General features: G+C 65.9%; 15 protein-coding genes and 2 tRNA genes. 9 read left to right on the forward strand and 8 right to left on the reverse strand.

The window, feature by feature from the left end; all coding sequences use genetic code 11:
- Window positions 1-6: 6 nt before the first annotated feature.
- The 7 genes from LFT49_RS12990 to ilvD all read right to left on the reverse strand — a co-directional run bounded on the left by LFT49_RS12990 (window position 7) and on the right by ilvD (window position 11,137).
- A complete protein-coding gene (locus tag LFT49_RS12990) occupies window positions 7-762 on the reverse strand; it encodes an ABC transporter ATP-binding protein (protein ID WP_237428465.1) in 756 nt (251 codons plus the stop codon).
- Complete coding sequence (locus LFT49_RS12995) at window positions 759-3,557, reverse strand: FtsX-like permease family protein (RefSeq protein WP_237428466.1); 2,799 nt, start codon at window positions 3,555-3,557, stop codon at window positions 759-761. Before LFT49_RS12995 ends, LFT49_RS12990 begins: the two co-directional genes overlap by 4 nt.
- A gap of 234 nt (window positions 3,558-3,791) precedes the next feature.
- The gene (gene serA / locus LFT49_RS13000; RefSeq protein ID WP_236798694.1) at window positions 3,792-5,381 is read right to left on the reverse strand and encodes a phosphoglycerate dehydrogenase; all 1,590 of its coding nucleotides are present in this window, start codon (window positions 5,379-5,381) and stop codon (window positions 3,792-3,794) included.
- Between the two features lie 126 nt (window positions 5,382-5,507).
- Entirely contained in the window at window positions 5,508-6,533 is a 1,026-nt protein-coding gene (gene ilvC / locus LFT49_RS13005) for a ketol-acid reductoisomerase (RefSeq protein ID WP_236798695.1), read from the reverse strand.
- 85 nt (window positions 6,534-6,618) lie between these two features.
- Window positions 6,619-7,131: an acetolactate synthase small subunit gene (ilvN, locus tag LFT49_RS13010; RefSeq protein WP_141160110.1), complete on the reverse strand. Its 513-nt coding sequence runs from the start codon at window positions 7,129-7,131 to the stop codon at window positions 6,619-6,621.
- Between the two features lie 2 nt (window positions 7,132-7,133).
- Window positions 7,134-9,041: an acetolactate synthase large subunit gene (locus LFT49_RS13015; protein WP_236798696.1), complete on the reverse strand. Its 1,908-nt coding sequence runs from the start codon at window positions 9,039-9,041 to the stop codon at window positions 7,134-7,136.
- 377 nt (window positions 9,042-9,418) lie between these two features.
- Window positions 9,419-11,137: a dihydroxy-acid dehydratase gene (gene ilvD, locus LFT49_RS13020; protein WP_236798697.1), complete on the reverse strand. Its 1,719-nt coding sequence runs from the start codon at window positions 11,135-11,137 to the stop codon at window positions 9,419-9,421.
- A gap of 261 nt (window positions 11,138-11,398) precedes the next feature.
- On the opposite strand from ilvD, the gene LFT49_RS13025 reads away from it, so the two are divergent.
- From LFT49_RS13025 to LFT49_RS13035, 3 genes are all read left to right on the forward strand, one after another.
- Window positions 11,399-12,556, forward strand: a complete 1,158-nt coding sequence (locus LFT49_RS13025) for a sunset domain-containing protein (protein WP_236798698.1) — start codon at window positions 11,399-11,401, stop codon at window positions 12,554-12,556.
- A gap of 40 nt (window positions 12,557-12,596) precedes the next feature.
- Window positions 12,597-13,682 (forward strand): PQQ-dependent sugar dehydrogenase, encoded by a 1,086-nt coding sequence (locus LFT49_RS13030; protein WP_373462121.1) that lies wholly within the window; start codon window positions 12,597-12,599, stop codon window positions 13,680-13,682.
- A 114-nt stretch (window positions 13,683-13,796) separates the two neighbouring features.
- Window positions 13,797-13,872: transfer RNA gene (locus LFT49_RS13035), tRNA-Lys, on the forward strand.
- Window positions 13,873-14,099: 227 nt separating this feature from the next.
- On the opposite strand, the gene LFT49_RS13040 is transcribed toward LFT49_RS13035, so the two are convergent.
- Window positions 14,100-14,558 carry a MarR family winged helix-turn-helix transcriptional regulator gene (locus LFT49_RS13040; RefSeq protein WP_236802884.1) on the reverse strand — a complete coding sequence of 153 codons (459 nt, stop codon included), beginning with the start codon at window positions 14,556-14,558 and terminating at the stop codon, window positions 14,100-14,102.
- Between the two features lie 96 nt (window positions 14,559-14,654).
- On the opposite strand from LFT49_RS13040, the gene bcp reads away from it, so the two are divergent.
- The 6 genes from bcp (at window position 14,655) to LFT49_RS13070 (ending at window position 22,956) form a co-directional block, all read left to right on the forward strand.
- On the forward strand, window positions 14,655-15,128 hold the full coding sequence (bcp, locus tag LFT49_RS13045) for a thioredoxin-dependent thiol peroxidase (RefSeq protein WP_237428468.1): 474 nt from the start codon (window positions 14,655-14,657) through the stop codon (window positions 15,126-15,128).
- An 89-nt stretch (window positions 15,129-15,217) separates the two neighbouring features.
- A tRNA-Leu gene (locus LFT49_RS13050) sits at window positions 15,218-15,299 on the forward strand.
- 231 nt (window positions 15,300-15,530) lie between these two features.
- Window positions 15,531-16,235, forward strand: coding sequence for a fasciclin domain-containing protein (locus LFT49_RS13055; RefSeq protein ID WP_236798701.1), 705 nt, complete (start codon window positions 15,531-15,533; stop codon window positions 16,233-16,235).
- Window positions 16,236-16,397: 162 nt separating this feature from the next.
- Window positions 16,398-18,065 carry an ABC transporter substrate-binding protein gene (locus LFT49_RS13060; RefSeq protein WP_237428469.1) on the forward strand — a complete coding sequence of 556 codons (1,668 nt, stop codon included), beginning with the start codon at window positions 16,398-16,400 and terminating at the stop codon, window positions 18,063-18,065.
- Between the two features lie 79 nt (window positions 18,066-18,144).
- The gene (locus tag LFT49_RS13065; RefSeq protein ID WP_237428470.1) at window positions 18,145-19,647 is read left to right on the forward strand and encodes a malate:quinone oxidoreductase; all 1,503 of its coding nucleotides are present in this window, start codon (window positions 18,145-18,147) and stop codon (window positions 19,645-19,647) included.
- Between the two features lie 69 nt (window positions 19,648-19,716).
- Window positions 19,717-22,956 carry an efflux RND transporter permease subunit gene (locus LFT49_RS13070; protein ID WP_237428471.1) on the forward strand — a complete coding sequence of 1,080 codons (3,240 nt, stop codon included), beginning with the start codon at window positions 19,717-19,719 and terminating at the stop codon, window positions 22,954-22,956.
- Window positions 22,957-23,076 lie beyond the last annotated feature (120 nt).

Below are 23,076 nucleotides of genomic sequence, written 5' to 3' on the forward strand. Positions count from 1 at the left end.
AGTGGGCTAGATCAGTTCTGTCAGGGTATCGCTCAGGCGGACCAGTTCGTGGTCGTGTGAGGCCACCAGGACGGCGATCCCGTCCGAGGTGGTGTCCTTCAGGATGCTGATGATGCGGTTGGCGGAGGCACGGTCCAGCGAGGCGGTGGGCTCGTCCACCACCAGCACCCTGGTGCCCAGGATCAGTGCGCGGGCGATGGCCACGCGCTGCCGTTCGCCGCCGGACAGCTGGGCAGGACGGTGCCGCATGCGCCGGCCCAGGCCCACCAGGTCCAGCAGGTCCTTGGCCATGTCGCGGCGCTGGTCCACCTCGCCGTCCGGGACGGCAGGCAGGAGCACGTTCTCCAGGGCGCTCATTCCGTCGATCAGTGCACCGCCTTGGTCGACGTAGCCGATGAGGGCACGACGGCGGTCGGCGATTTCGTCGTCGCCCATGCTTTCGAGGGAATCGCCTTCCCAGAAGACGCGGCCCGACGTGGGCAGGGTAAGCCCGGCGCCGGCAGTCAGGATGCTGGTTTTGCCGGAGCCGCTTCGGCCGGCAACGCAGTGCATCTCGCCCGCGTGCAGGGTCAGGTCGAAGCCCTCCACCACGCTCACGGCCTCGGCGCCGCCCTTGCCGCCGCCATAGCGGATGGTGATGTCGCGCATCTCCAGCGGGGTGGCGTGGTCGGCCGACTTAACGATGGTGTTGGCCCGGGTCTGCAGGGGGACCTCGTTGGAGCCGCTCCTGCGGCTGCGCTGGACGTTCGTCGGGTTTGTCATTGGACCACTTTCGTTGCAATCGGTATCCAGCAAATTACAGCCACAAGCCCGGCTATGGCAGCCCAGATGGCTGCATAGGGGGCCAGCAGCAGGCCAATGCCAAGGGCGCCCAGCACGCCCAGTGGCAGGGCCACGGTTCCCACCAGCGCATTTTCGAACAACCGGACCTGGCGGAGCATGTCCGGGTTCCAGCCCATGGCCTGCAGGATGCCCAGGTACTGCCGCTTGGCATTGAGCTCGAACCGGCCGGTGACCAGGGTCAGCACCAGCCCCACGGCCACGCCCGCAAGCGCCAGCAGGATGCTGGGCAGCGTCACGCTGGCCGCGGCCAGGCCGCTGAGGGCGCTGGCGCCGGCTGCCCGCGGGATGTCGATCAGCAGTGCGATCAGCCCGCCGACTGCGGCACCGAAGACGCCGACGGCGACAGCCAGGGACAGGGTGTTGAACTTGTTGGTGCTCAGCTGCCGGTTGGCGAAAGTCAGCGGGGAATCGACCTGGATGAGCCGTTCGTCATGCTGCGGCTCCTGGTCGATCACATCGCGGTGGCGCAGTTGCTGGGCGGCAAAGAAGGCCGCGGCGCAGTACAGCACCAGGACGGCGGCACACACCAAAGCGGTGGCAAGGCTCCAGCTCAGCAGGCTGAGCACGAGCCCGGCGGCGGCGAGCAGCACGGCTCCCACGCCGAATTCCTCAAGCACCCAGCTGCGGATCCGCCGCTGGGTCCAGCCCATGGCCCGCAAAGTGCCCGCTTCGCTGCGGCGCTTCCGGATGTAGCTGACGGTCGATGCACCGGTCAGCAGGGCTGCCCCGCACAGTGTCAGGAAGAGCAGGGTGGTGTTGGTTCCGGACAATGCTCCGGTGACGGCCTCGGCCGCGTTCTGCCGGACCCAGGACTGCTGGACGGTGCCCAGCGCCGATTCCTTGCCCGCTCCGTCCTTGGAGTAGCCGGGGACGAAGATGCTGGTGTCCTCGCGGGCCGAACCGGCCACTACGGTCGCGTCCAGGCCCATGTCCCGGATCTCGGCGGCGAGCTTCTCCACCTCGGGCTGGGCGTCCTTCCAGCTGCCCGGTGCCTTGGCCCGGACGCGGACGGCGTCGATGACGGCCGCGTTCTGCTTGTAGCCACGTGCTGCGGCGAGTCCGTAGTAGTCGGTGATGGCACCGGCGGACTGGCTGGCGAGTCCCGTCGCGCTAAGTGAAGGCTTCAGCTGTGCTTCGGGAACGTCCTTCCCGGCAGCGTCCTTGACCAGGGTGAATGGGGTGGGGTCGTACCCGCCCAGCGGAAGCTTGTTGACATCGCCCGAGGCCGCCTCTACGGCAGCGGGGTCGAATGTGCCGTAGACCATGGGCAGCGGCTGCGCAGCCTGCTGCTGGCCGGTGGGCAGGTTGTCACGGTAGGACCGCTCGTCCACCGGGTTGCGCTGGGTCTGGTCCACAGGTGCGCCGTTGGACGCCTTGTCTGGCAGGCGGTTGACCGTGACCCATTCGCCCGGCACGGCCGTCTTGTCCACGGCCCCGTTGGAGGCGGTGCCGCCGTCGGTGTACTTCGGGGCGCCGGCGAAATTGGTGCTCCACTTGGCCGGCGTGTAGAGGCCCGGGTTGAAGTTGCCGTTGGCGCCCAGCAGCGAGGAATGGTCGGTCGAACCCGGCCACGACAGCGTGAACGGATCCTTGGAGACGAACGGCAGGTAATCCTTGCCCAGGGACTTCGAAACGGTCCCGACGTCCTTGACCACCTTGCCGGCGTCGTCAATTTCCTCGATCTTGACGTTGTACTTCAGGTCCAGCGAAGTACCGGAACGGACGATCAGCGGGACGGCCTGGGAGGCGCTGGTCAGCTGTCCGGTGCGCTTTGCCTGCTGGTACTGGGTCATCAGGGGCGCCCAGTACTTGAGCTTGACGCCCAGGAAGTCGGGGCCTTCCTTGAGCTGGTCCATGCTGATGCCGCTGGTGAAGAGGCCTTCCAGGTAGCGGCCCACGGCGCCGGCGCCGCGGGCGTCGGCGGGCGGCGCCTTTTCCAGCGGAGCCAGGAAGTCGCCGGCCGAGCCAAGCAGGGACCGTTCGGCGGCGGGGTCAACGGCCACCACGGATTCAGTGACCTCAGGGGCAAGCGGGAGTGCCACCGAGAGGTTGAAGAGGTTGTGCTCCGAGCCGCCGGCCGGGGCGGGGAACTTGATGCCGGTCTCCCCCGCGGGTGCGGCGATGCGGATGCTGCTGCCGCCGGCCGCCTTCTCCTCCACGAGCTTGGCCTTGCCCAGCGTTCCTTCGGCGGTGGTCTTGAACAGCGTCTGTTCGGAGCTGCCGTCGGAACTGACGGCGCTGGCCGTGAGACGGTACTTCTTTGCCGAGTCCGTCAGCACGGATTCGGCTGCGGGCCACTTGTCCGGGGCGGTGGCGCCGGCGGCCTGGTCGGACGTGGCGGTGCCGGCCAGGCCGGCGTTGTAGCCCAGGTAGTCCATGGCGTCCAACCGGGGTGTCTCAAGGTTCTGGGTGACGCGCGAGACCAGGCTGATTGGGGCGGCGACAGAGGTGCCGGACAGCTTCCGGATGGAGTCCAGCTGGTCGAAGCCGATGCCGCCGGCGCCGTTGGCGATCTCCGGCTGCAGGAGTGCCCCGGAGGGAGCCTTGGCCTGGACCAGGATGTCGTAGAGCCCCCTTGAGTTTTCATCGACCGTCCGGTGGAGCGCAGCCTGTGACTGGCTTTGGACGAGGACCGACAAGCACATGGCTGCGATCAAGATGGCCGCGGTCAACAGCAGCACCCTGCTTCTGATGAACCTCTGGACGGCGTTCATGGAACTCCCTGAAACCTGGATTGCGTGCGCACACGTCCATCCGCCCGGGCAGACGTGGACAATGACGGACGGATGTGCAAAAGGTATTGGCCGGTCTGCCGGCTACGGTCCTGAATCAGGACCTAGCCATTGTAAGCAGACCGGCCAATCATATGTGGCTCCGTTTGGGCGTGCCCTTGCGGAGGAGGAGCGGCTTCGGCGTTTCGGCCGGTGTGTCGCGCTGGTCCTGCGGCGCTAGTCTTCCAGATCCACTTCCCGGACCATTTCAGCGCCGATCCCGGCCTTGATGGCGTCCAGCACCTGCTGGGGCACGGAGCTGTCGATGGTCAGCAGCGCCAGGACCTGGCCGCCCTCGTTGGAGCGCGCCACCTGCATGCCGGCAATGTTGATGTTGTTCATGCCCAGGATGTGGCCGATGGTTCCGATGACGCCGGGGCGGTCGGTGTAGGCAACCACCACCAGGTGCTCGCTGATGGGGATCTCGACCTCGAAGCCGTTGATGCCCACCAGCTTCTCGATCTGCTTGGGTCCGGTCAGGGTGCCGGACACGGAGATCTGGCTGCCGTCGCTGAGGGCGCCGCGCAGGGTCAGCACGTTGCGGTAGGACTCGGTGTCCGGGGTGGTGATCAGGCGGACGTTGATGCCGCGCTGCTCGGCGATGACCGGAGCGTTGACGTAGGACACCTGCTCGGTCACGACGTCGGCGAAAATGCCCTTCAGCGCCGCCAGCTCCAGGACTTTGACGTCGAGGGTGGAGATCTCTCCGGCCACTTCCACGTCGAACTGGGTCAGGGATGCGTGGGTAAGCGCGGTGAAGATGCGCCCCAGCTTCTCGATCAGGGGGATGCCCGGGCGGACGTCCGGGGCAATGACGCCGCCGGCGACGTTGACCGCGTCCGGGACCAGCTCGCCGGCGAGGGCCAGGCGGACCGATTTGGCCACGGAGACGCCGGCCTTTTCCTGGGCTTCGTCCGTGGAGGCGCCCAGGTGCGGGGTGACCACGACGTTGTCGAGCTTGAAGAACGGCAGGTCGGTGCTGGGCTCCTTGGCAAAGACGTCAACGCCGGCACCGGCGATTTCGCCGTCCTGCAGTGCGGTGAAGAGTGCTTCCTCGTCCACCAGGCCGCCGCGGGCCACGTTCACCACATAGGCGGTCTTCTTCATCTTCTTGAAGGCGTCGGCGCCCAGCATGCCCACCGTCTCCGGTGTCTTGGGCATGTGGATGGTGATGAAGTCGGACTGGGCCAGCAGCTCGTCCAGGGTGACCAGCTGAACGCCCAGCTGCGCTGCGCGGGCCGAAGTGATGTAGGGGTCGTAGGCCAGGATCTTGGTGTCGAAGCCCTTGAGCCGGGCTGCCACCAGGGCGCCGATGCGGCCAAGGCCGATGATGCCGATCTTCTTTTCGAACAGTTCAATGCCGGTGTACTTGGAGCGCTTCCATTCGCCGTCCTTGAGGGCGGCGCTGGCCTGCGGAATGTGGCGGGCCAGGCTGAGGATGTGGCCCACAGTGAGCTCCGCGGCGGAAACGATGTTGGACGTCGGGGCGTTGACCACCATCACGCCGGCCTGGGTGGCGGCCTTGATGTCCACGTTGTCCAGGCCGACGCCGGCGCGGGCGATGACCTTGAGGTTCTTGGCCGCGGCAATCGCTTCGGCGTCCACCTGGGTGGCGGAGCGGACCAGGATGGCGTCTACGTCACTGATCGCCGAGAGCAGCTGGGAACGGTCGGCGCCGTCGGTCTGGCGGATTTCAAAGTCCGGGCCGAGGGCCTCGACGGTGGCGGGGGAAAGTTCTTCGGCGAGCAGTACTACGGGTTTTGACACGGCTGATCCTCTGCGTTGCAGTCCTGGGGATGGAAACAAGTCTAGGCCGACGGAAAGGCCGGGCTCACATTGTTAAGTGTGAGCCCGGCCTCACCGGTGGCGTTCTATATGGTTGGGCGGCCAGCTTTAGCGGGCAGCGGAACCTTCCACGTAGTCGACGTCCTGCTGCTGCCAGGAGAACAGGGAGCGCAGTTCGCGGCCCACAGCCTCGATGGGGTGCTGCTCTGCCTTGGCGCGCAGTTCCTTGAACTCCACGCCGCCGTTGTCCTGGTCCTCGATGAAGCGCTTGGCGAAAGCGCCGGACTGGATGTCGGCCAGGACGGCCTTCATGTTTTCCTTCACCTCGGGGGTGATGACGCGCGGACCTGAGACGTAGTCGCCGTACTCGGCGGTGTCGGAAACACTCCAGCGCTGCTTGGCGATGCCGCCTTCCCACATGAGGTCGACGATGAGCTTGAGCTCGTGGAGGACCTCGAAGTAGGCGATCTGCGGCTGGTAGCCGGCTTCGGTCAGGGTTTCGAAGCCGTACTGGACCAGCTGGGACACGCCACCGCAGAGGACAGCCTGCTCGCCGAAGAGGTCGGTTTCGGTCTCTTCGGTGAAGGTGGTCTTGATGACGCCGGCGCGGGTGCCGCCGATGGCCTTGGCGTAGGACTTGGCCAGCTCCCAGGCGGAACCGGTGGCGTCCTGCTCGACGGCGATGATGTCAGGGATGCCGCGGCCGGCTTCGAATTCGCGGCGCACGGTGTGGCCGGGAGCCTTCGGCGCGACGAGGATGACGTCAACGCCTTCCGGTGCCTGGATGTAGCCGAAGCGGATGTTGAAGCCGTGGGCGAATGCGAGGGCCTTGCCCGGCTTCAGGTTGTCCTTGATGGAGTCGTTGTAGATCGAGCGCTGGTGCTGGTCCGGCGCGAGGATCATGATGACGTCGGCCCATTCGGCGGCGTCGGCAACGTTCTTGACCTGGAAGCCGGCGTCCTCGGCCTTGGCGATGGACTTGGAGCCTTCCTTCAGGGCGATGACGACCTCGACGCCGGAATCGCGCAGGTTGAGCGCGTGGGCGTGGCCCTGGGAACCGTAGCCAACGATGGCAACCTTGCGGCCCTGGATGATCGAGAGATCGGCGTCGTCGTCGTAGAACATTTCAGTCACTTGCGTAACTCCTCTTGAGTGGTGTGTAGATAGTGGTCTTGCGGTGCTGCGGTTACGGGCGCGGGTGCCGCCGCGGGCTTGACGCCTAGGCGGAGCGGAGCGCCCGGTCACTCATGGAGCGGGATCCCCGTCCAACGGCCAGGGTGCCGGACTGCACAATTTCGCGGATGCCGAAGGGCTCCAGCACTGAAAGCAGGGCTGTGAGTTTTTCGGGATGGCCGGTGGCCTCAATGACGACGGAGTCGGTGGACACGTCAACCACTGAGGCGCGGAACAGGTCTGCGGCCTGGGTTACCTGCAGGCGTGTTGCGGCATCCGCACGTACCTTGACCAGGATGTGGTCGCGCTGTACGGAAGATTCGGGGGTGAGCTCAACGATCTTGATGACGTTGACCAACTTGTTGAGCTGCTTGGTGACCTGCTCGATGAGGTCGCCGTCGGCGTCGACCACCACGGTCATGCGGGAAACACCCGGAACTTCGGTGGGGCCAACGGCCAGGGAGTTGATGTTGAAGGCGCGGCGGGCGAAGAGGCTGGCCACGCGGGTCAGGACGCCGGGCTTGTCCTCAACCAGGACGGAAAGTGTATGGCGGGTCATGCTCAGTCTTCCTCTTCCCATTCCGGGGTCATGTTGCGGGCAACCTGGATCTGGTCGTTGCTCACGCCGGCGGGCACCATCGGCCACACCATGGAGTTGGGGCTCACCACGAAATCGATGACCACGGGACGGTCATTGATCTCGAGGGCCTTCTGGATGGTGGCGTCGATGTCTTCTTCGCGTTCAACGCGGAAGGACGCGCAGCCGTAGGCCTCCCCCAGCTTGACGAAGTCCGGGATGCGGACGGTGTCATGGCCGGTGTTGAGGTCGGTGTTGGAGTAGCGGCCCTCGTAGAACAGGGTCTGCCACTGCCGCACCATGCCCAGGGAGGAGTTGTTGATGACAGCAACCTTGATGGGGATGTTGTTGATGGCGCAGGTGGCCAGCTCCTGGTTGGTCATCTGGAAGCAGCCGTCGCCGTCGATGGCCCAGACCACACGGTCCGGCTCGCCCACCTTGGCGCCCATGGCGGCCGGGACGGCGTAGCCCATGGTGCCGGCGCCACCGGAGTTCAGCCAGGCGTGCGGGCGCTCGTACTTGATGAACTGGGCGGCCCACATCTGGTGCTGGCCAACGCCCGCCACGTACACGCCTTCGGGACCGGTCAGCTCGCCGATCCGCTTGATGACCTTCTGCGGGGCGATCAGGCCGTCGTCCGGCTCGGTCCAGCCCAGCGGGTAGGTTTCCTTGAGGTTGTTAAGGAACGCCCACCACGTGGTGAGGTCCGGGGTGCCCGATGCCTCGAATTGGCTGCGCACGGCCTCGGTCAGCTCCGGGATGATCTCCTTGACGGACCCCACGATGGGCACATCAGCGGTGCGGTTCTTGGAGATTTCGGCGGGGTCGATGTCAGCGTGGATGACCTTGGCATTCGGCGCAAAGGTCTTCAGCACGCCGGTGACGCGGTCGTCGAAGCGGGCACCGAGGGTGATCAGCAGGTCGGACTGCTGCAGGGCCGTGACGGCGGAAACGCTGCCGTGCATGCCGGGCATGCCCACGTGCTGCGGGTGCGAATCCGGGAACGCGCCCTTGGCCATCAGGGTGGTCACCACGGGTGCGCCGGTTGCTTCGGCGAGGGCGAACAGTTCGGCCGAGGCGTGGGCCTTGACCACGCCGCCGCCCACGTACAGTACCGGTTTGGTCGAAGCGGCAATGAGCTTCGCGGCTTCCCGCACCTGCTTGTTGTGGCCGCGGGTCACCGGGCGGTACCCGGGCAGGTCGATCTTTGGCGGCCAGGAAAAGGTCATCTGGCCCACCTGGGCGTCCTTTGCGACGTCCACGAGAACGGGGCCGGGACGGCCCGTGGAGGCCAGGTGGAAGGCTTCGGCCATCACGTGCGGGATGTCGTTGGGGTCGGTCACCAGGAAGGAGTGCTTGGTGATGGGCATCGTGATGCCCACGATGTCTGCTTCCTGGAAGGCATCGGTGCCGATGACGCCGCTGGATACCTGGCCGGTGATGGCCACCAGGGGAACGGAGTCCATATGGGCATCCATGATGGCGGTGACGAGGTTGGTGGCACCGGGTCCGGAGGTGGCGATGCAGACGCCCACCCGCCCGGTGACCATGGCGTAGCCTTGCGCGGCGTGGCCGGCTCCCTGTTCGTGACGGACCAGCACGTGGTTCATGGTGGAGGCCATCAAGGGGTCGTAGGTGGGCAGGATCGCGCCACCAGGCAAACCGAAGATATCGTCGACGCCGAGTTCTTCGAGCGAGCGGACGATTGCTTGCGAGCCGGTCATCACCGTCGGGGGTACGACGTTGTTCGGCCCAAGGACAGGAGAGACGGCAGCAAGGTCGGCGACGACGGCGGCATGGTCAGCCGTCCGGTCGGCGCGTTCCGGAGCCTTGGCGGCTCCAGCGGACTTGGTGGCCATCAGCGAGGGGCTGATGGGCGATCCTTTGCTCATCGGACTCTTCCTTGTGGATCTTCTCTGGTTTTGGAACTGGTAAAGCGGTGGGAATAAAAAAACCCCTCGGCCTGGCGGCGTTTGAGGGGTTTGCGCGTGACGGTTCGTTACCAGGGGGCTAATGTGCCACGCGCTTGCTAAGGACGACGACGGTGCCGGCGGTAACGAAAGTCATGCGTTCAGTTTTCCCTCTTGGCAAGATGGGTGTCAACGAGAGACAACCCTATCTCACCATGTGGACGTCATTGTCCACGGAATGACCCTACCCCAAACTTCCGGCGCGAGCGCCGTTAGCCCGGGGCCCCTCGGGTCACCCCTTATTAAGCCCTGCCGCCTCAAGCGGGCAAGTTCCCGACGGGCGGCCTGAGGACCTAAAATCAGCCGGTCCAGGCGCCCTGGCTCGCGCTGTGCACCAGCTTGGCGTACTTTGCGAGCACGCCCTTGGTGTACCTGGCAGGCAGCGGCTCCCAGCCCACCTTGCGGGCCTCGAGCTCCGCTTCGTCCACCAGCAGGTCGAAGGTGCGTGCGGCGATGTCCACCCGGATCCTGTCCCCGTCCTTCACGAAGGCGATAGGGCCGCCGTCGACCGCTTCCGGCGCAACGTGCCCGATGCACAGGCCCGTGGTGCCGCCGGAGAACCGACCGTCGGTGAGGAGCAGGACGTCCTTGCCCAGGCCGGCACCCTTGATGGCGCCGGTAATCGCAAGCATTTCGCGCATGCCCGGGCCGCCCTTGGGACCTTCATAACGGATCACCACGACATCACCGGCGTGGATCTGGCCGTTGTCGAGGGCGTCCAGCGCGCCCTGTTCGCGCTCGAAGACCCGGGCTGTTCCTTCGAAGACATCAGCGTCGAATCCGGCGCTCTTGACCACGGCGCCTTCGGGAGCCATGGAACCGTGCAGGATGGTGATGCCGCCCGTCTTGTGGATGGGGTTGTCCAGGGCGCGCAGGATCTTGCCGTCGACGTCCGGCGGGTTGATGGCGGCGAGGTTTTCCGCGACCGTCTTGCCCGTGACGGTGAGGCAGTCGCCGTGCAGCAGGCCGGCGTCGAGCAGTGCCTTCATGATCACCGGCACGCCGCCGATGCGGTCCACGTCGGTCATGACGTACCGTCCGAAGGGCTTGAGGTCGCCCAGGTGCGGAATCCTGTCCCCGACGCGGTTGAAGTCGTCGAGGGTCAGTTCCACCTCGGCTTCGCGGGCGATGGCCAGCAGGTGCAGGACGGCATTGGTGGAGCCGCCGAAGGCCATGGTGACGGCAATGGCGTTCTCAAAGGCTTCCCGCGTCATGATGTCGCGGGCGGTGATGCCCAGACGCAGCAGGTTAACCACCGCTTCGCCGGACTTGCGGGCGAATTCATCACGACGGCGGTCTGCCGAGGGAGGGGCTGCGGAGCCGGGGAGGGACATGCCCAGGGCCTCGCCGATGCACGCCATCGTATTGGCCGTGTACATGCCGCCGCAGGCGCCTTCGCCCGGGCAGATGGCCTTTTCAATGCGGGTCAGGTCCTCCATGCTCATCTTGCCCGCCGCGCAGGCGCCGACGGCTTCGAATGCGTCGATGAGGGTGACTTCCTTTTCGGAACCGTCCTCGAGCTTGACCCAGCCGGGCATGATGGACCCCGCGTAGAGGAAGACGCTGGCAAGGTTTAGCCGGGCCGCAGCCATCAGCATGCCTGGCAGGGACTTGTCACAGCCGGCCAGCAGGACGGAACCGTCGATCCGCTCGGCCTGCATCACGGTCTCGACGGAGTCGGCGATGACTTCGCGCGAGACCAGGGAGAAGTGCATGCCTTCGTGGCCCATGGAGATGCCGTCGGACACGGAAATCGTGCCGAACTGCATGGGAAAGCCACCGCCTGCGTGGACGCCTTCCTTGGCGCCCTGGGCAAGCCGGTTAAGGGAAAGGTTGCAGGGGGTGATCTCATTCCACGAGCTCGCGACACCCACCTGGGGCTTGGCGAAGTCGTCATCACCCATGCCGACGGCCCGGAACATGCCCCGCGCGGGGGCTGCGTGGATTCCGTCAGTTACGACGCGGCTGCGGGGCTTGATGTCAGGCTTGGTATCGGTTGCGAACCGGCTCTCACTCATACGGGAAAGTCTAGGGCTCGGGCAGTGGCGGAAACGACAGCGGCGGCCACATTTTCGCGAAAACGCGGCGGATCGGTGCCCAACTAGTGGACGTTCGTCTCATATTTCGAGACGAAGGTTGTTTCCAGCCCGCCCGCTTGCCCGGCGGCAGCGGCGGCCGGCACGTGTATCACTGCTCCGCGCGGCGTCTCTGGACAGCGGTGGTGACCCGACGTAGCGTCGGGGCAGGACACCCATACACCTTGGACCGAAAGGCCTGCAATGGACATTATTTTCTGGATCATCCTCATCGTCATCGTCGCCGCCATCATTCTGTGGCTGCTGAACCGCAACAGAAAAGCCAACCCGCCCGGCGGACCGTCAGCCGGAGCCGGGACAGGCGGGACCCGGACCGACGGGGCCCTTGGGGGCGGCAGCGCCGCGGCGTCCGCCCAGGCCGCTGGAACCACCGGCATCCCCACTGCAGCGGGATTCGGCCGGCCGGCTGAACCGGCAGCCCCTACAACAGCCCAGGAGCCGGCGGACTCCGCGGCCACGTCCACGCCTGAAACGGCGGCAGGCGCCGCAGGATCCGCGGACCGCGCCACGGCCAGCGAGGGCACTTCGGGCAGCAGCGCCGGGCGGGAAGAACACCGGCGCCAGGACGAGGCCGCTGACCTTGCCGCCGACAAGGCGGAGTGGGAAACCCAGTGGTCCGAGGCCGGGACCGGATCCCGCTCCGGCTCCTCCACCACAAGCGGGACGGCAACGCCGCCCTCCTCCCCAGGTACCACCGGCCCGGAAACGCCCGCACGTCAGGGTGCAGCGGCAGAGGCTCCCGCAGCCCAGCCCTCCCCCGCCACGGCACGCCCCGTGCACCATGACGAATACACGGCGCCCCACGCCCCCACGCTTCCGGGCGCGGAAACGGCAGCTGTGGAAAGCGTGGACGACGGCGGCACACCGGCTGCCGGACCCGCCGGCGGGCAGGCACCCCAGCACCGGGCAGACACCTCCGGCTCAGCAGGCCCACAGGGCGGGGCTGCTGAGCCAACCTCCTCCGGCGCGGCCCCAGGCGGCACCGGCGCGGCGGAAACGCTGGAACGAGCACATTCTTCCGCACTGGTAGAGAACGGGGCCGACCACCACCAGCCCTCCGGCCAGGGGCAGGAATCGACAAGCACCCCAGGGCAGTACACGGCCGTCCCGGAACCTTCCGGACACCTCGCAGCCGACGAGCCCTACGGTGCCGGCTCAGCAGCACCGGGTCCCGACGGGAGCGGCCCCGAGGACTACACGGTCAAGGGTGACGCCTCCGCGATGGTCTACTACGAAGAAGGACACCCCGACTATGAGCAGGCCACGGCGGAAGTCTGGTTTGAATCCGCTGCCCACGCCGAGGCCGCGGGCTTCCGCACTCCCCGGCGCAAGCGGCTCTAGCAGGACAAAGGCCCGTCGCTTTGCGGCGGGCCTTTCCTGGCTGGTCACCTGCCTTGTGGTGGCTGCCTGTACAGGAACCCCGGCGCCGGCACCTGCCACAAGCCCCGCCGGCTCCGGCACTCCGGCGGGAACCGGCGTCGTCCCCATTCCACCTGGTGCGCCCGCTCCTGTGCCCGAAGTCCAAGAGCGCCTTGACGTGCAGCTGGACACACCCTGGGCTGCCGTCTTCCTCCCGGACGGCACAGCCGTCGTCTCCGAGCGCGGTACAGCACTGCTGAAAGCCGTTCGGGACGGGAAGGCCACCACCACCGGGAAGGTTCCTGGCGTGGTGGCCGGCGGCGAAGGCGGCCTCCTGGGCCTGGCGCTCTCCCCGCGGTTTGCCTCGGACCGCTACCTGTACGCATACCTGACCGGCCAGGAGGACAACCGAATTGTCCGGCTTGTCCTCGACAGTGCTCCCGACGGCTCCCTGGTACTTGGCCAACCCCAAACGGTGTTCCCGGGAATACCCAAAGCCAGCACCCACAACGGCGGCAGGATCCGCTTCGGTCCAGACGGGTTCCTCTATGTGGGCACCGGCGACGCCCAGCGCCGCGACCAACCCCAGGACCGCAATGCCCTGGGCGGGAAGATACTTCGGCTCACGCCCGAGGGTGGTCCCGCACCGGGCAATCCGTTCGGCAACGCCGTCTACAGCCTGGGCCACCGCAACGTGCAGGGCCTGGCCTGGGACAGCGCCGGCAGGCTGTGGGCCAGCGAGTTCGGACCGGATGTGGACGACGAACTGAACCTGATCCTGCCGGGTGCCAACTACGGCTGGCCTGAAGTCACCGGCGCACCTCACCGCTCCGGCTTCCAGGACGCAAAGGTCGTATGGCCCTCCACCCGCGAGTCCTCCCCCAGTGGGCTGGAAATCGTTGATGGCGTCGCCTACCTGGGAGCCCTCCGTGGCGAGAGGTTATGGGTGGTGCCGCTGTCGGGGACAGAAGCAGGAGTTCCTGTGGCCTATTTCACAGGGCAGTACGGGCGGATCCGGGACGTAGTCCGCACTCCGGAGGGTGGCTTTTGGTTGCTGACGAACAACGAAAACCCTGATTTCGTGCTGGTTTTGCGGCCTTCGAGGTGACACGGAGACCTCCGGCGGGGCCGATTTCACTTGCACCAAAAGTTCGTGTAGAGTTTCATGTCGTTGCGGAGATCAACGGGAAAGAAAAAGCCCGAAGATGGAAGCAAAGAAGATGCACCTCTAGCTCAATTGGCAGAGCAATTGACTCTTAATCAATGGGTTCCGGGTTCAAGTCCCGGGGGGTGCACCACTGGGAAAACAGCCCCGGTTTGTGGAAACACAAACCGGGGCTGTTTTGTTTTGCCCGCCCCCCTATCGATTGCTGAGTACCTGTCGTTTTCACGCCTCAGAACGACAGGTACGGAGCAATCGATGGTGGGGTGGAAAAGTACGACGGCGGGCGGCTGCGGGGCACAAAAAAGCGCGGCCCGGTCTGTGAGACCAGGTCCGCGCTTAGGCTGCCGAATGCGGCAGCGGCTACTTTGCCATGTTGTCCATCAGGGCTCCGGCGTTGCTGGGGGTGGTGGAGAACTGGCTGGCGAGTTCACGCACAACGGCTTTGAGTTCCTGGCGCAGCAGCTCAGGGTCGATCGACGCCGATGCCAGCACCGAACGCTCCATCTCCACGGCCTGGGCAACCGCTTCCTTGCCCTGCTCGGTCAGCGACACCACATGGCTCCTGCGGTCCGAGGTGCTGCGAACCCTGGCGATGTGGCCGTGGGACTCAAGCCGGCTGAGCGTCTTGCCCATGGTCTGGGCCTGGACGCGGACGTATTGGGCTAGTTGGGCCTGGGTCATGGGTCCCTGCGCGGCAAGGACTTCGATGGCGATAACACCGGCGTGGGTGAGTCCGATGGCGCCAAGTTTTTCGTTCCATGAGTGTTCGACGAGGCGCGCAGCAGTGGACAGAAGGCGCCCTGTGGGCCAGTGATCCATATCAGGCATAGCAGCAAGTATAACCAAGTGCCGATTAGCACTCGCTCCACCTGCTTACTAGGCTGTTGTGTCCCGCCCGCAACAAGGAGAAAAACAATGGCTGAAAGACTCGTTACCGGCGACAATGCACCCGCTTTCACCCTGCAGGATTCAACCGGCAAGGACGTCAGCCTGGCCCCCCGGCCGGGACGCTCCACCATTGTCTACTTCTACCCGGCCGCCTCCACCCCCGGCTGCACCAAGGAGGCCTGCGATTTCCGCGACAGCCTGGCTTCCCTGCAGGCCGCCGGCTTCGATGTCCTGGGTATCTCACCCGACCCCGTTGAAAAGCTCGCAAAGTTTGCTGAGAAAGAGTCCCTGACGTTTCCGCTGCTCTCCGATGCGGACCACGCGGTGGCCGAGGCATACGGCGCCTGGGGCGAAAAGAAGAACTACGGCAAGACCTACGAGGGCCTGATCCGGTCCACCATCGTGGTGGACCCGGAAGGAAAGGTGGCACTGGCCCAGTACAACGTGCGGGCCACGGGCCACGTGGCGAAGCTAAGGCGGGACCTCAACCTGGACGCCTGACCCGGCCCCGGCTGCCCCGGCCACCGCCGGGGCGACGCTACAATGGGATCTGTCATCCGCCGTCGTACTTTTGTCACGACCGATGACGCGCGCGAGTGGTGAAATTGGCAGACACGCAGGATTTAGGTTCCTGTGCCTTCGGGCGTGGGGGTTCAAGTCCCCCCTTGCGCACCCGAGGAATCCCCCGGCCCCGGCCGGGGGATTCCTGCGTTAAGCAGCCGCCGGTTTTGCGCCGGTTCCTGCTTCGATTCGAAAAACTCCAAAGATCCACCCATCCGCCGCTGCCCATCGGCCGAATAGCCATTGAGACACCAGCCAAGGGCAGGTGCTTACCGCAAGGCAGACCGCACGCCGACAGCACGATGTCGGACCGCGGCAGGCAAACGATCAAGGAGAACTGAAATGCAGACCTTTAAGCGCACCACTTTCACCGTCGCAGGCGTTGCAGCGGCCGCTCTGCTCAGCCTCACCGCATGCGGCGGCTCGGGCAGCACCTCAGGATCCTCGGCGTCGTCGGCGCCGATGTCATCCGCCCCCAGCTCCAGCATGGCATCCCCGTCCAGCTCCGCCATGGCGTCCCCCTCCGCCAGCTCCTCGGCCGGCATGATGGACCCGGCAGCCAACCTGGTTGGGCCCGGCTGCGCCGCCTATGCCAAGCAGGTTCCCACCGGTGCAGGCTCGGTGGAGGGCATGGCCCTTGACCCGGTGGCCGTGGCAGCGTCCAACAACCCCATCCTGACCACCCTGACTGCGGCGGTCTCCGGCAAGCTGAACCCGAAGGTCAACCTGGTGGACACCCTCAACGGTGGCGAATTCACCGTCTTCGCTCCGGTGGACGACGCCTTCAAGAAGATCGATCCCGCCACCATCGAGACCCTGAAGACGGACGATGCCCTGCTGAGCAAGATCCTGACCTACCACGTGGTCCCCGGCCAGATCACCCCTGACAAGATCGCCGGCACCCATGCCACGGTCCAGGGTGGTTCAGTGACTGTGACCGGCAGCGGTGACAACCTCAAGGTGGACAACGCCAACGTGATCTGCGGTGGCGTCAAGACCAAGAACGCAACGGTCTACCTGGTCGACTCGGTCCTCATGCCCAAGTAAGCCCCCTTACGGCCCCCCAACACCAGGCCGGGTCCGCTGGCAACAGCGGACCCGGCTTTGGCGCGCCGGGTGTCCTTCCGGGACCGGCTCCGGCTCGTGTCCCCTAGACTGGATCCCGGCCCGCACGCGGCGGAGCCGGCAGCATCCAGAGGTGATAAACGAGTGCCCAGCAGTACTTCGCGGCGTACGGTCATCAAGGCCGGTGCCGTCCTCATGGCGCTGGGCGTGACGTCATGCACAGGCATGCCGTCGCCCTCCCCCACCTCCGGCACCCCCAGCACCAAGGCAGCAGAACCTGCAGCGACCTTCAACTTCGGTACGGCCGCCCAGCCCCTGGGCCTGGACCCGGCGCTGTCCAACGACGTGGAGTCGCAGCGGATCACCCGGCAGATCCTCGAAGGCCTGGTGGGCGTGGACCAGACCACCGGCAAGCCCACCCCGCTGCTGGCCACCGAATGGAATGAGTCCAACGACGGCCGGACCTACACGTTCAAACTCCGCACGGGAGTCACCTTCCAGGACGGCACCCCCTTCAACGCCGACGCCGTCTGCACCAACTTCAACCGCTGGTTCAATTTCCCCGTTGCACTGCGGAAGCAGGCACCGGGCAGTTCCTTCAAGGGCGTGTTCAAGGCACACTCGGACGAGCCCGGCCTCTCCATCTTCAAGAGCTGCACGGCGCCTGCCCCGGACACCGTGCAGATCGACCTCACCCAGCGCTTCACCGCGTTCCTCCAGGCACTGACACTGCCGGCTTTTGCCATCGCATCGCCTGCGGCCCTTGCGTCCGGAAAGGCCGATGTCCTGGACCAGAACCGCGGCGGCCAGGCCATGTCAGCATTCGCCACAACCCCCGTGGGCACGGGCCCCTTCACCCTCGCTGCCTGGGGCAATGACAACGTGACCCTGTCCAGCAACCGGAACTACTGGGGCGACCGCGGGCAGATCGCCACCATCAACTTCCTGGCCTACAACCACCCGCAGACCCGGCTCCAGGCGCTGCTGGATGGCACGATCGACGGCTACGACGCCGTGACCGTCGGCAACTTCGACCAGCTGGTGAAGCGCGGCAAGCAAATTGTCCAGCGCGACCCGTTCTCGGTGATGTATGTGGGCATGAACCAGGACATCCCGGTACTCCAGAACCAGAAGATCCGGCAGGCGGTGGAGCTTGCCATCGACAAGGAAACCCTGATCCGGAAGTTCTTCATCGACAACACCGCCAAGGCCACACAGTTCGTCCCGCCCAAGATCAGCGGCTTCAACAACGAAGCTCCGGCACTGGGCCACGACCCGGTAAGGGCCAAGGACTATCTGAAGGAAGGGGGGTACGCGGGCGAGGAACTGAAGTTCTACTACCCCCTGAACGTCACCCGGCCGTACCTGCCCACCCCCGAGAAGGTCTACGCCGAACTCAGCCGCCAGCTCACCGCCGTAGGCTTCAACATCCGGCCCGTCCCGGTGGACTGGTCCGACGGGTACCTGCAGAAGGTCCAGTCCGCCGGCGACCACGCATTCCACATCCTCGGCTGGAACGGCTCCTACTCGGACGCGGACAACTTCGTGGGCCCGCTTTTCGGGGAGAAAAACGGCGAGTTCGGGTACCAGGATCCACAGGTCTTTTCCAAGATCAACCGCGCCCGTGGACTGCCCGACGGCAAGGAGCGGGATGACCTTTATCACACCATCAATGCCCAGATAGCGGCGACCGTACCGGCCGTTCCCGTCGCCTTCCCCATTTCCGCGCTGGCCCTCTCGGACCGGGTGCAGAGCTACCCGGCATCCCCGGTCTTAAACGAAGTTTTTACCAAGGTCCAGCTGAAGTCTTGACGGGCCGGGCCAATTTCAGTATGCGGCCCGCGCGGGGATATTCTGTGACAGCCAGAGCCGCTGCAATCGGAGACTGATCGTGACCTTCATTTCCAAGACCCCACACGCCGACGTTGTCCTTATAGGCGGCGGCATCATGAGCGCCACGCTGGGGGCATTCCTCAAGCAGCTGGAGCCGGACTGGACCATCTCCCTGTTCGAGCGGCTGGACCAGCCGGGGCTCGAAAGCTCGGATCCCTGGAACAACGCAGGAACGGGCCACGCCGCCCTCTGCGAGCTCAACTACTCCCCCGCAGCCAAGGACGGCTCGGTCAACCCCGCCAAGGCACTGCTCATCAACGAACAGTTCCAGCTCTCCCGCCAGTTCTGGTCCCACCTGGTGGACAACAACCTCATCGGGTCACCCAAGGGCTTCATCAACACGGTCCCGCACATGAGCTTCGTGATCGGCGAGGACCACAGCCGGTTCCTGAAGACCCGCTACGAGGCACTGAAGCCGCACACCCTGTTCCGGAGCATGGAGTTCTCCGAGGACCACGCGCAGATCGCCAAGTGGGCCCCGCTGATCGTCAAGGGGCGCGACCCCAAGCAGCGCATCGCCGCCACCCGCGCAGCCGAGGGTACCGATGTGGACTTCGGCGCGCTGACCCGCGAACTGATCACCTACATGGGGAACAACGGCGTCGAGATCAACTACGGCCACGACGTCACCGGCATCACCCGCGCGTCCGACGGCGGCTGGGACCTGACGCTGAAGCACCCCAAGTCCGGAGAACACGGCAAGATCCACGCCAAGTTCGTCTTCGTCGGCGCCGGCGGCGGTGCCCTGCACCTGCTCCAGGCCTCCGGCATCCCCGAGAGCAAGGGCTACGGTGGATTCCCTGTCTCCGGCCAGTTCTTCCGCTGCACCGATGAGGCCATCGCCGCCCAGCACAGCGCCAAGGTGTATGGCCAGGCATCGGTGGGCGCTCCCCCCATGTCCGTTCCGCACCTGGACACCCGCTACGTCAACGGCAAGCGCTCCCTCCTGTTCGGACCGTACGCGGGTTTCTCCACCAACTTCCTCAAGAACGGTTCCTACCTGGACCTGCCCCTGTCCATCCGCCCGGGCAACATCATCCCGATGCTTGCCGTAGCGAAGGACAACATGGACCTCACCGCGTACCTGGTGAAGGAAGTGGTTAAGAAGCACGACCAGAAGGTTGAAGCGCTTCGCGAGTACTACCCGGAGGCAAAGGGCGGGGATTGGGAACTCATCACCGCCGGCCAGCGTGTACAGATCATCAAGAAAGACCCGCAAAAGGGCGGCATCCTTCAGTTCGGAACCGAAGTGATCGCCGGCCGCGACGGCTCCATCGGCGCGCTCCTGGGCGCTTCGCCCGGAGCCTCGACCGCTGTCCCCATCATGATCGAGCTGCTCCAGAAGACGTTCCCCCGGAACTTCAAGGGCTGGCAGTCCAAGCTCAAGGACATGATGCCCGGCTACGGGGTGAAGCTGGATGAGAATCCGGACCTCGCCGCGGAGCTGGAACGGGCCACGGCCAAGTCCCTCCAGCTGGAGAGCGTTTCCGCCAGCCACTGACCCTGCCGGGGCCAGTGGCTGGCACCCCCAGGGCATGTACCAGTCACTTAGACCCCCAGGAGACCACCCATGTTCCGGCTGGCACAGCTTTCCCTGGCGAACCGGGCCCTGATCGCGCTGATCACCGTCTTCGCCTCGGTCTTCGGCGTGATCACAATGTCATCGCTGAAGCAGGAGCTCATCCCCTCCATTGAGTTCCCGCAGATCACGGTGCTCAGCTCCATGCCCGGCGCATCGCCCGAGGTGGTGGACAAGCAGGTCAGCGGCCCGCTCGAGAAGGCGCTGAACGGTGTGGAGGGGCTGGAATCCACCTCCTCCACGTCGCGCACCGGCGTTTCCCAGATCACCATGGTGTTCACCTACGGATCGAACCTGGACCGGGCCCGGAACCAGATCGACCGGGCCATCTCGAACGCAAAGCGGACCCTGCCCAGCGACGTCCAGCCGCAGGCCATCGCCGGCAGCATCAGCGACTTCCCCATCGTCTTCCTGGCCGTCTCCTCGGACAAGCCGCTCAGCGACCTGAACGCGGACCTGCAGCGCCTCAGCGTGCCCCGGCTGCAGAAAATTGACGGTGTCCGCAGCGCCGATGTGACCGGTGGCGCCACCCAGCACATCGAGATCCTCCCCCGGGCTGACGCCATGGCGGCGGCAGGGACAACCCTCGCCGCCATCCGGGATGCCCTGTCCAACAACGGCGCGCTGATTCCTGCGGGCACCCTCGAGGACCAGGGCCGGACCCTCTCGCTGCAGATCGGCAGCCCGGTGGATTCCCTGGATGCCATCAAGGCGCTGCCCTTGGCCGGCGCCAAAAATGCCGCGACCATCGGCTCGGTGGCCGACGTCTCGATCAAGGACGACGAACGCACCTCCATCACCCGCACCAACGGGGCAGAGACCCTGGCTGTCTCCGTGACCAAGAAGCCCGAGGGCGACACGGTGGCAATTTCGCACGCGGTGCGTAACTCGCTGAACGAGCTGGAAGCGGAACTGGGCTCCAACGCCAAGTTCACCCCCGTCTTCGACCAGGCACCCTTCATCGAAAAGTCCATCAAGGACCTCACCACCGAAGGCCTGCTGGGTCTCGGGTTCGCCGTCGCCGTCATCCTGCTGTTCCTGATGTCCGCCCGCTCCACGCTGGTCACGGCGGTGTCCATCCCGTTGTCCCTGCTGATCACCTTTATCGGGCTGTCGGGCACAGGCTACTCCCTGAACATCCTGACGCTGGGCGCGCTGACCATCGCGATCGGCCGCGTGGTGGACGACTCGATCGTGGTCATCGAAAATATCAAGCGGCACCTTAGCTACGGTGAGGAAAAGTCGACGGCGATCCTCACCGCCATCCGGGAGGTGGCCGGCGCCATCACGGCGTCCACCCTGACCACGGTGGCGGTCTTCCTGCCCATCGCCTTCGTCGGCGAGCTTGCCGGCGAGCTGTTCCGGCCGTTTGCCCTGACGGTGACCATGGCGCTGCTGGCCTCGCTGCTGGTTTCCCTCACCATCGTTCCGGTGCTCGCCTACTGGTTCCTCAAAAACCCCAAGACCGGCTGGGCGCCCGCAGGTTCCGCGGATGCCCGGCGGATCGCGGAAGAGGCGAAGGCAAAGGCCCACGACGCCGAACAGCGCAGCCGCCTGCAGCGCGGCTACCTTCCCATCCTTCGGTCAACCCAGAAGCACCCGGTCATCACCCTGGTTGCCGCTGTCCTGGTACTCGGTGCCACCGCTGCCATGACCCCGCTGCTGGCTACGAACCTGCTGGGCAGTTCCGGGCAGAACAGCCTGACGGTCCGCCAGGTGCTGCCGGCCGGAACGAGCCTCGGGGACACGAGTGCCGCCGCCATCCGCCTTGAGGAGGTGCTGCGCGGCATCGACGGCATCAAGGACGTCCAGGTGACCTCGGGCAACGCGCAGGCCGGCTTCGCTGCCCTCACCTCCACCGGATCCTCCTACTCCACCTTCACCGTGGTCACGGATGAAAAGGCCGACCAGGAACGGCTCCAGGACACCGTGCGCTCGGAGCTTGCCAAGGTGCCCGACGCCGGCAAGGTTTCCGTAGGCACCCAGCAGGGCGGCTTCGGCACCTCCTCCACCGTGGACATCACCCTGAAGGCTGCCACCAGCGGCGACCTGCGGGCCGCCAGCGACACCATGGTCGCCGCCATGACCGGTGTGCCCGGCACCAGCGAAGTGGCCAGCAACCTTGCCGCCAGCAACCCCGTGGTGCAGGTCAAGGTAGACCGGGCCAAAGCCACGGCCGCCGGCCTGAATGAGGAACAGGTGGCCGGGGTCCTGGCATCCACCATCAGCCCCATCCCGGCCGGGACCGTGCGGATCGACACCAACGACTTCCCCGTCCGGATCGGCCAGGGCACCAGGTTCACCAGCATTGACGCGGTCCGGAACATCCCGTTGCCTGCCGCCGGCCGTCCGGTGACGCTGGGCAGCATCGCCACCGTGGAGCAGGTGGACGTCCCCGTCTCCATCACCGCCAGCAACGGTGAGCGCACCGCCAAGGTGTCCATCACGCCGTCGGGCTCCAACCTGGGCGCGGTGAACGGCGAAGTCCAGAAGCGCCTGGCCGATGTCCAGCTGCCGCCGGGGGTCACCGCCACGATCGGAGGCGCCACCACCCAGCAGGCCGAATCCTTCCGGCAGCTGGGCCTGGCCCTGCTGGCCGCCATCGCCATTGTGTACGTGATCATGGTGGCCACCTTCAAGTCCCTCATCCAGCCGCTGATCCTGCTGGTCTCGGTTCCGTTCGCGGCCACCGGTGCCGTGGCCCTGCTCCTGCTCACCGGAGTGCCCCTGGGACTGCCGTCGCTGATCGGCATGCTGATGCTGGTGGGCATCGTGGTCACCAACGCGATCGTGCTGATCGACCTGATCAACCAGTACCGGCAGCCGCGCGACGGCCGGCCCGGCATGAACGTGGAGGATGCCATCACCAACGGAGCAAGGCAACGCCTGCGGCCCATCCTGATGACGGCGCTGGCCACCGTGTTCGCCCTGACCCCCATGGCCTTGGGCCTCACCGGCGGTGGCGGCTTCATCTCGCAGCCGCTGGCGGTGGTGGTCATCGGCGGCCTGGTGTCCTCCACCGCCCTGACCCTGATCCTGGTCCCCGTGCTGTACCGCCTGGTGGAGGGGCGGCGGGAGAAGAAGGCACTGCTGAAGGACCTGCAGGCCCGTCCGGAGGCCAGCGTGAAGACGGGCCCGGGTTCCGACGTCGACGCGGAGTTCCGGGACTGGACCACCGGCCAGGTTCCCAAGGTCAGCGGCCGCCGCGCGGCCCCCGGCGGCGCCGAATAGGGCCCGTCCCGCCAAGGCATGCCCGTACCGCCCTGCGGTGCGGGCATCGCTCTTTAACAAAGGATCCGATGCTGGACTTGGGCCGGGAATAATCACCGCGGCCTGACGTTACAGAAGGCG

The sequence above is a fragment of the Arthrobacter sp. FW306-06-A genome (genome assembly GCF_021870055.1).
Lineage (GTDB): Bacteria > Actinomycetota > Actinomycetes > Actinomycetales > Micrococcaceae > Arthrobacter.

Coding starts and splice junctions, on each gene's coding strand:
- bcp (WP_237428468.1), top strand. CDS start 14,655: ATGGCTGAAAGACTCGTTACCGGCGACAATGCACCCGCTTTCACCCTG.
- ilvD (WP_236798697.1), bottom strand. CDS start 11,137: ATGAGTGAGAGCCGGTTCGCAACCGATACCAAGCCTGACATCAAGCCC.
- LFT49_RS13015 (WP_236798696.1), bottom strand. CDS start 9,041: ATGAGCAAAGGATCGCCCATCAGCCCCTCGCTGATGGCCACCAAGTCC.
- LFT49_RS12995 (WP_237428466.1), bottom strand. CDS start 3,557: ATGAACGCCGTCCAGAGGTTCATCAGAAGCAGGGTGCTGCTGTTGACC.
- LFT49_RS12990 (WP_237428465.1), bottom strand. CDS start 762: ATGACAAACCCGACGAACGTCCAGCGCAGCCGCAGGAGCGGCTCCAAC.
- ilvN (WP_141160110.1), bottom strand. CDS start 7,131: ATGACCCGCCATACACTTTCCGTCCTGGTTGAGGACAAGCCCGGCGTC.
- LFT49_RS13040 (WP_236802884.1), bottom strand. CDS start 14,558: ATGGATCACTGGCCCACAGGGCGCCTTCTGTCCACTGCTGCGCGCCTC.
- LFT49_RS13070 (WP_237428471.1), top strand. CDS start 19,717: ATGTTCCGGCTGGCACAGCTTTCCCTGGCGAACCGGGCCCTGATCGCG.
- LFT49_RS13025 (WP_236798698.1), top strand. CDS start 11,399: ATGGACATTATTTTCTGGATCATCCTCATCGTCATCGTCGCCGCCATC.
- LFT49_RS13055 (WP_236798701.1), top strand. CDS start 15,531: ATGCAGACCTTTAAGCGCACCACTTTCACCGTCGCAGGCGTTGCAGCG.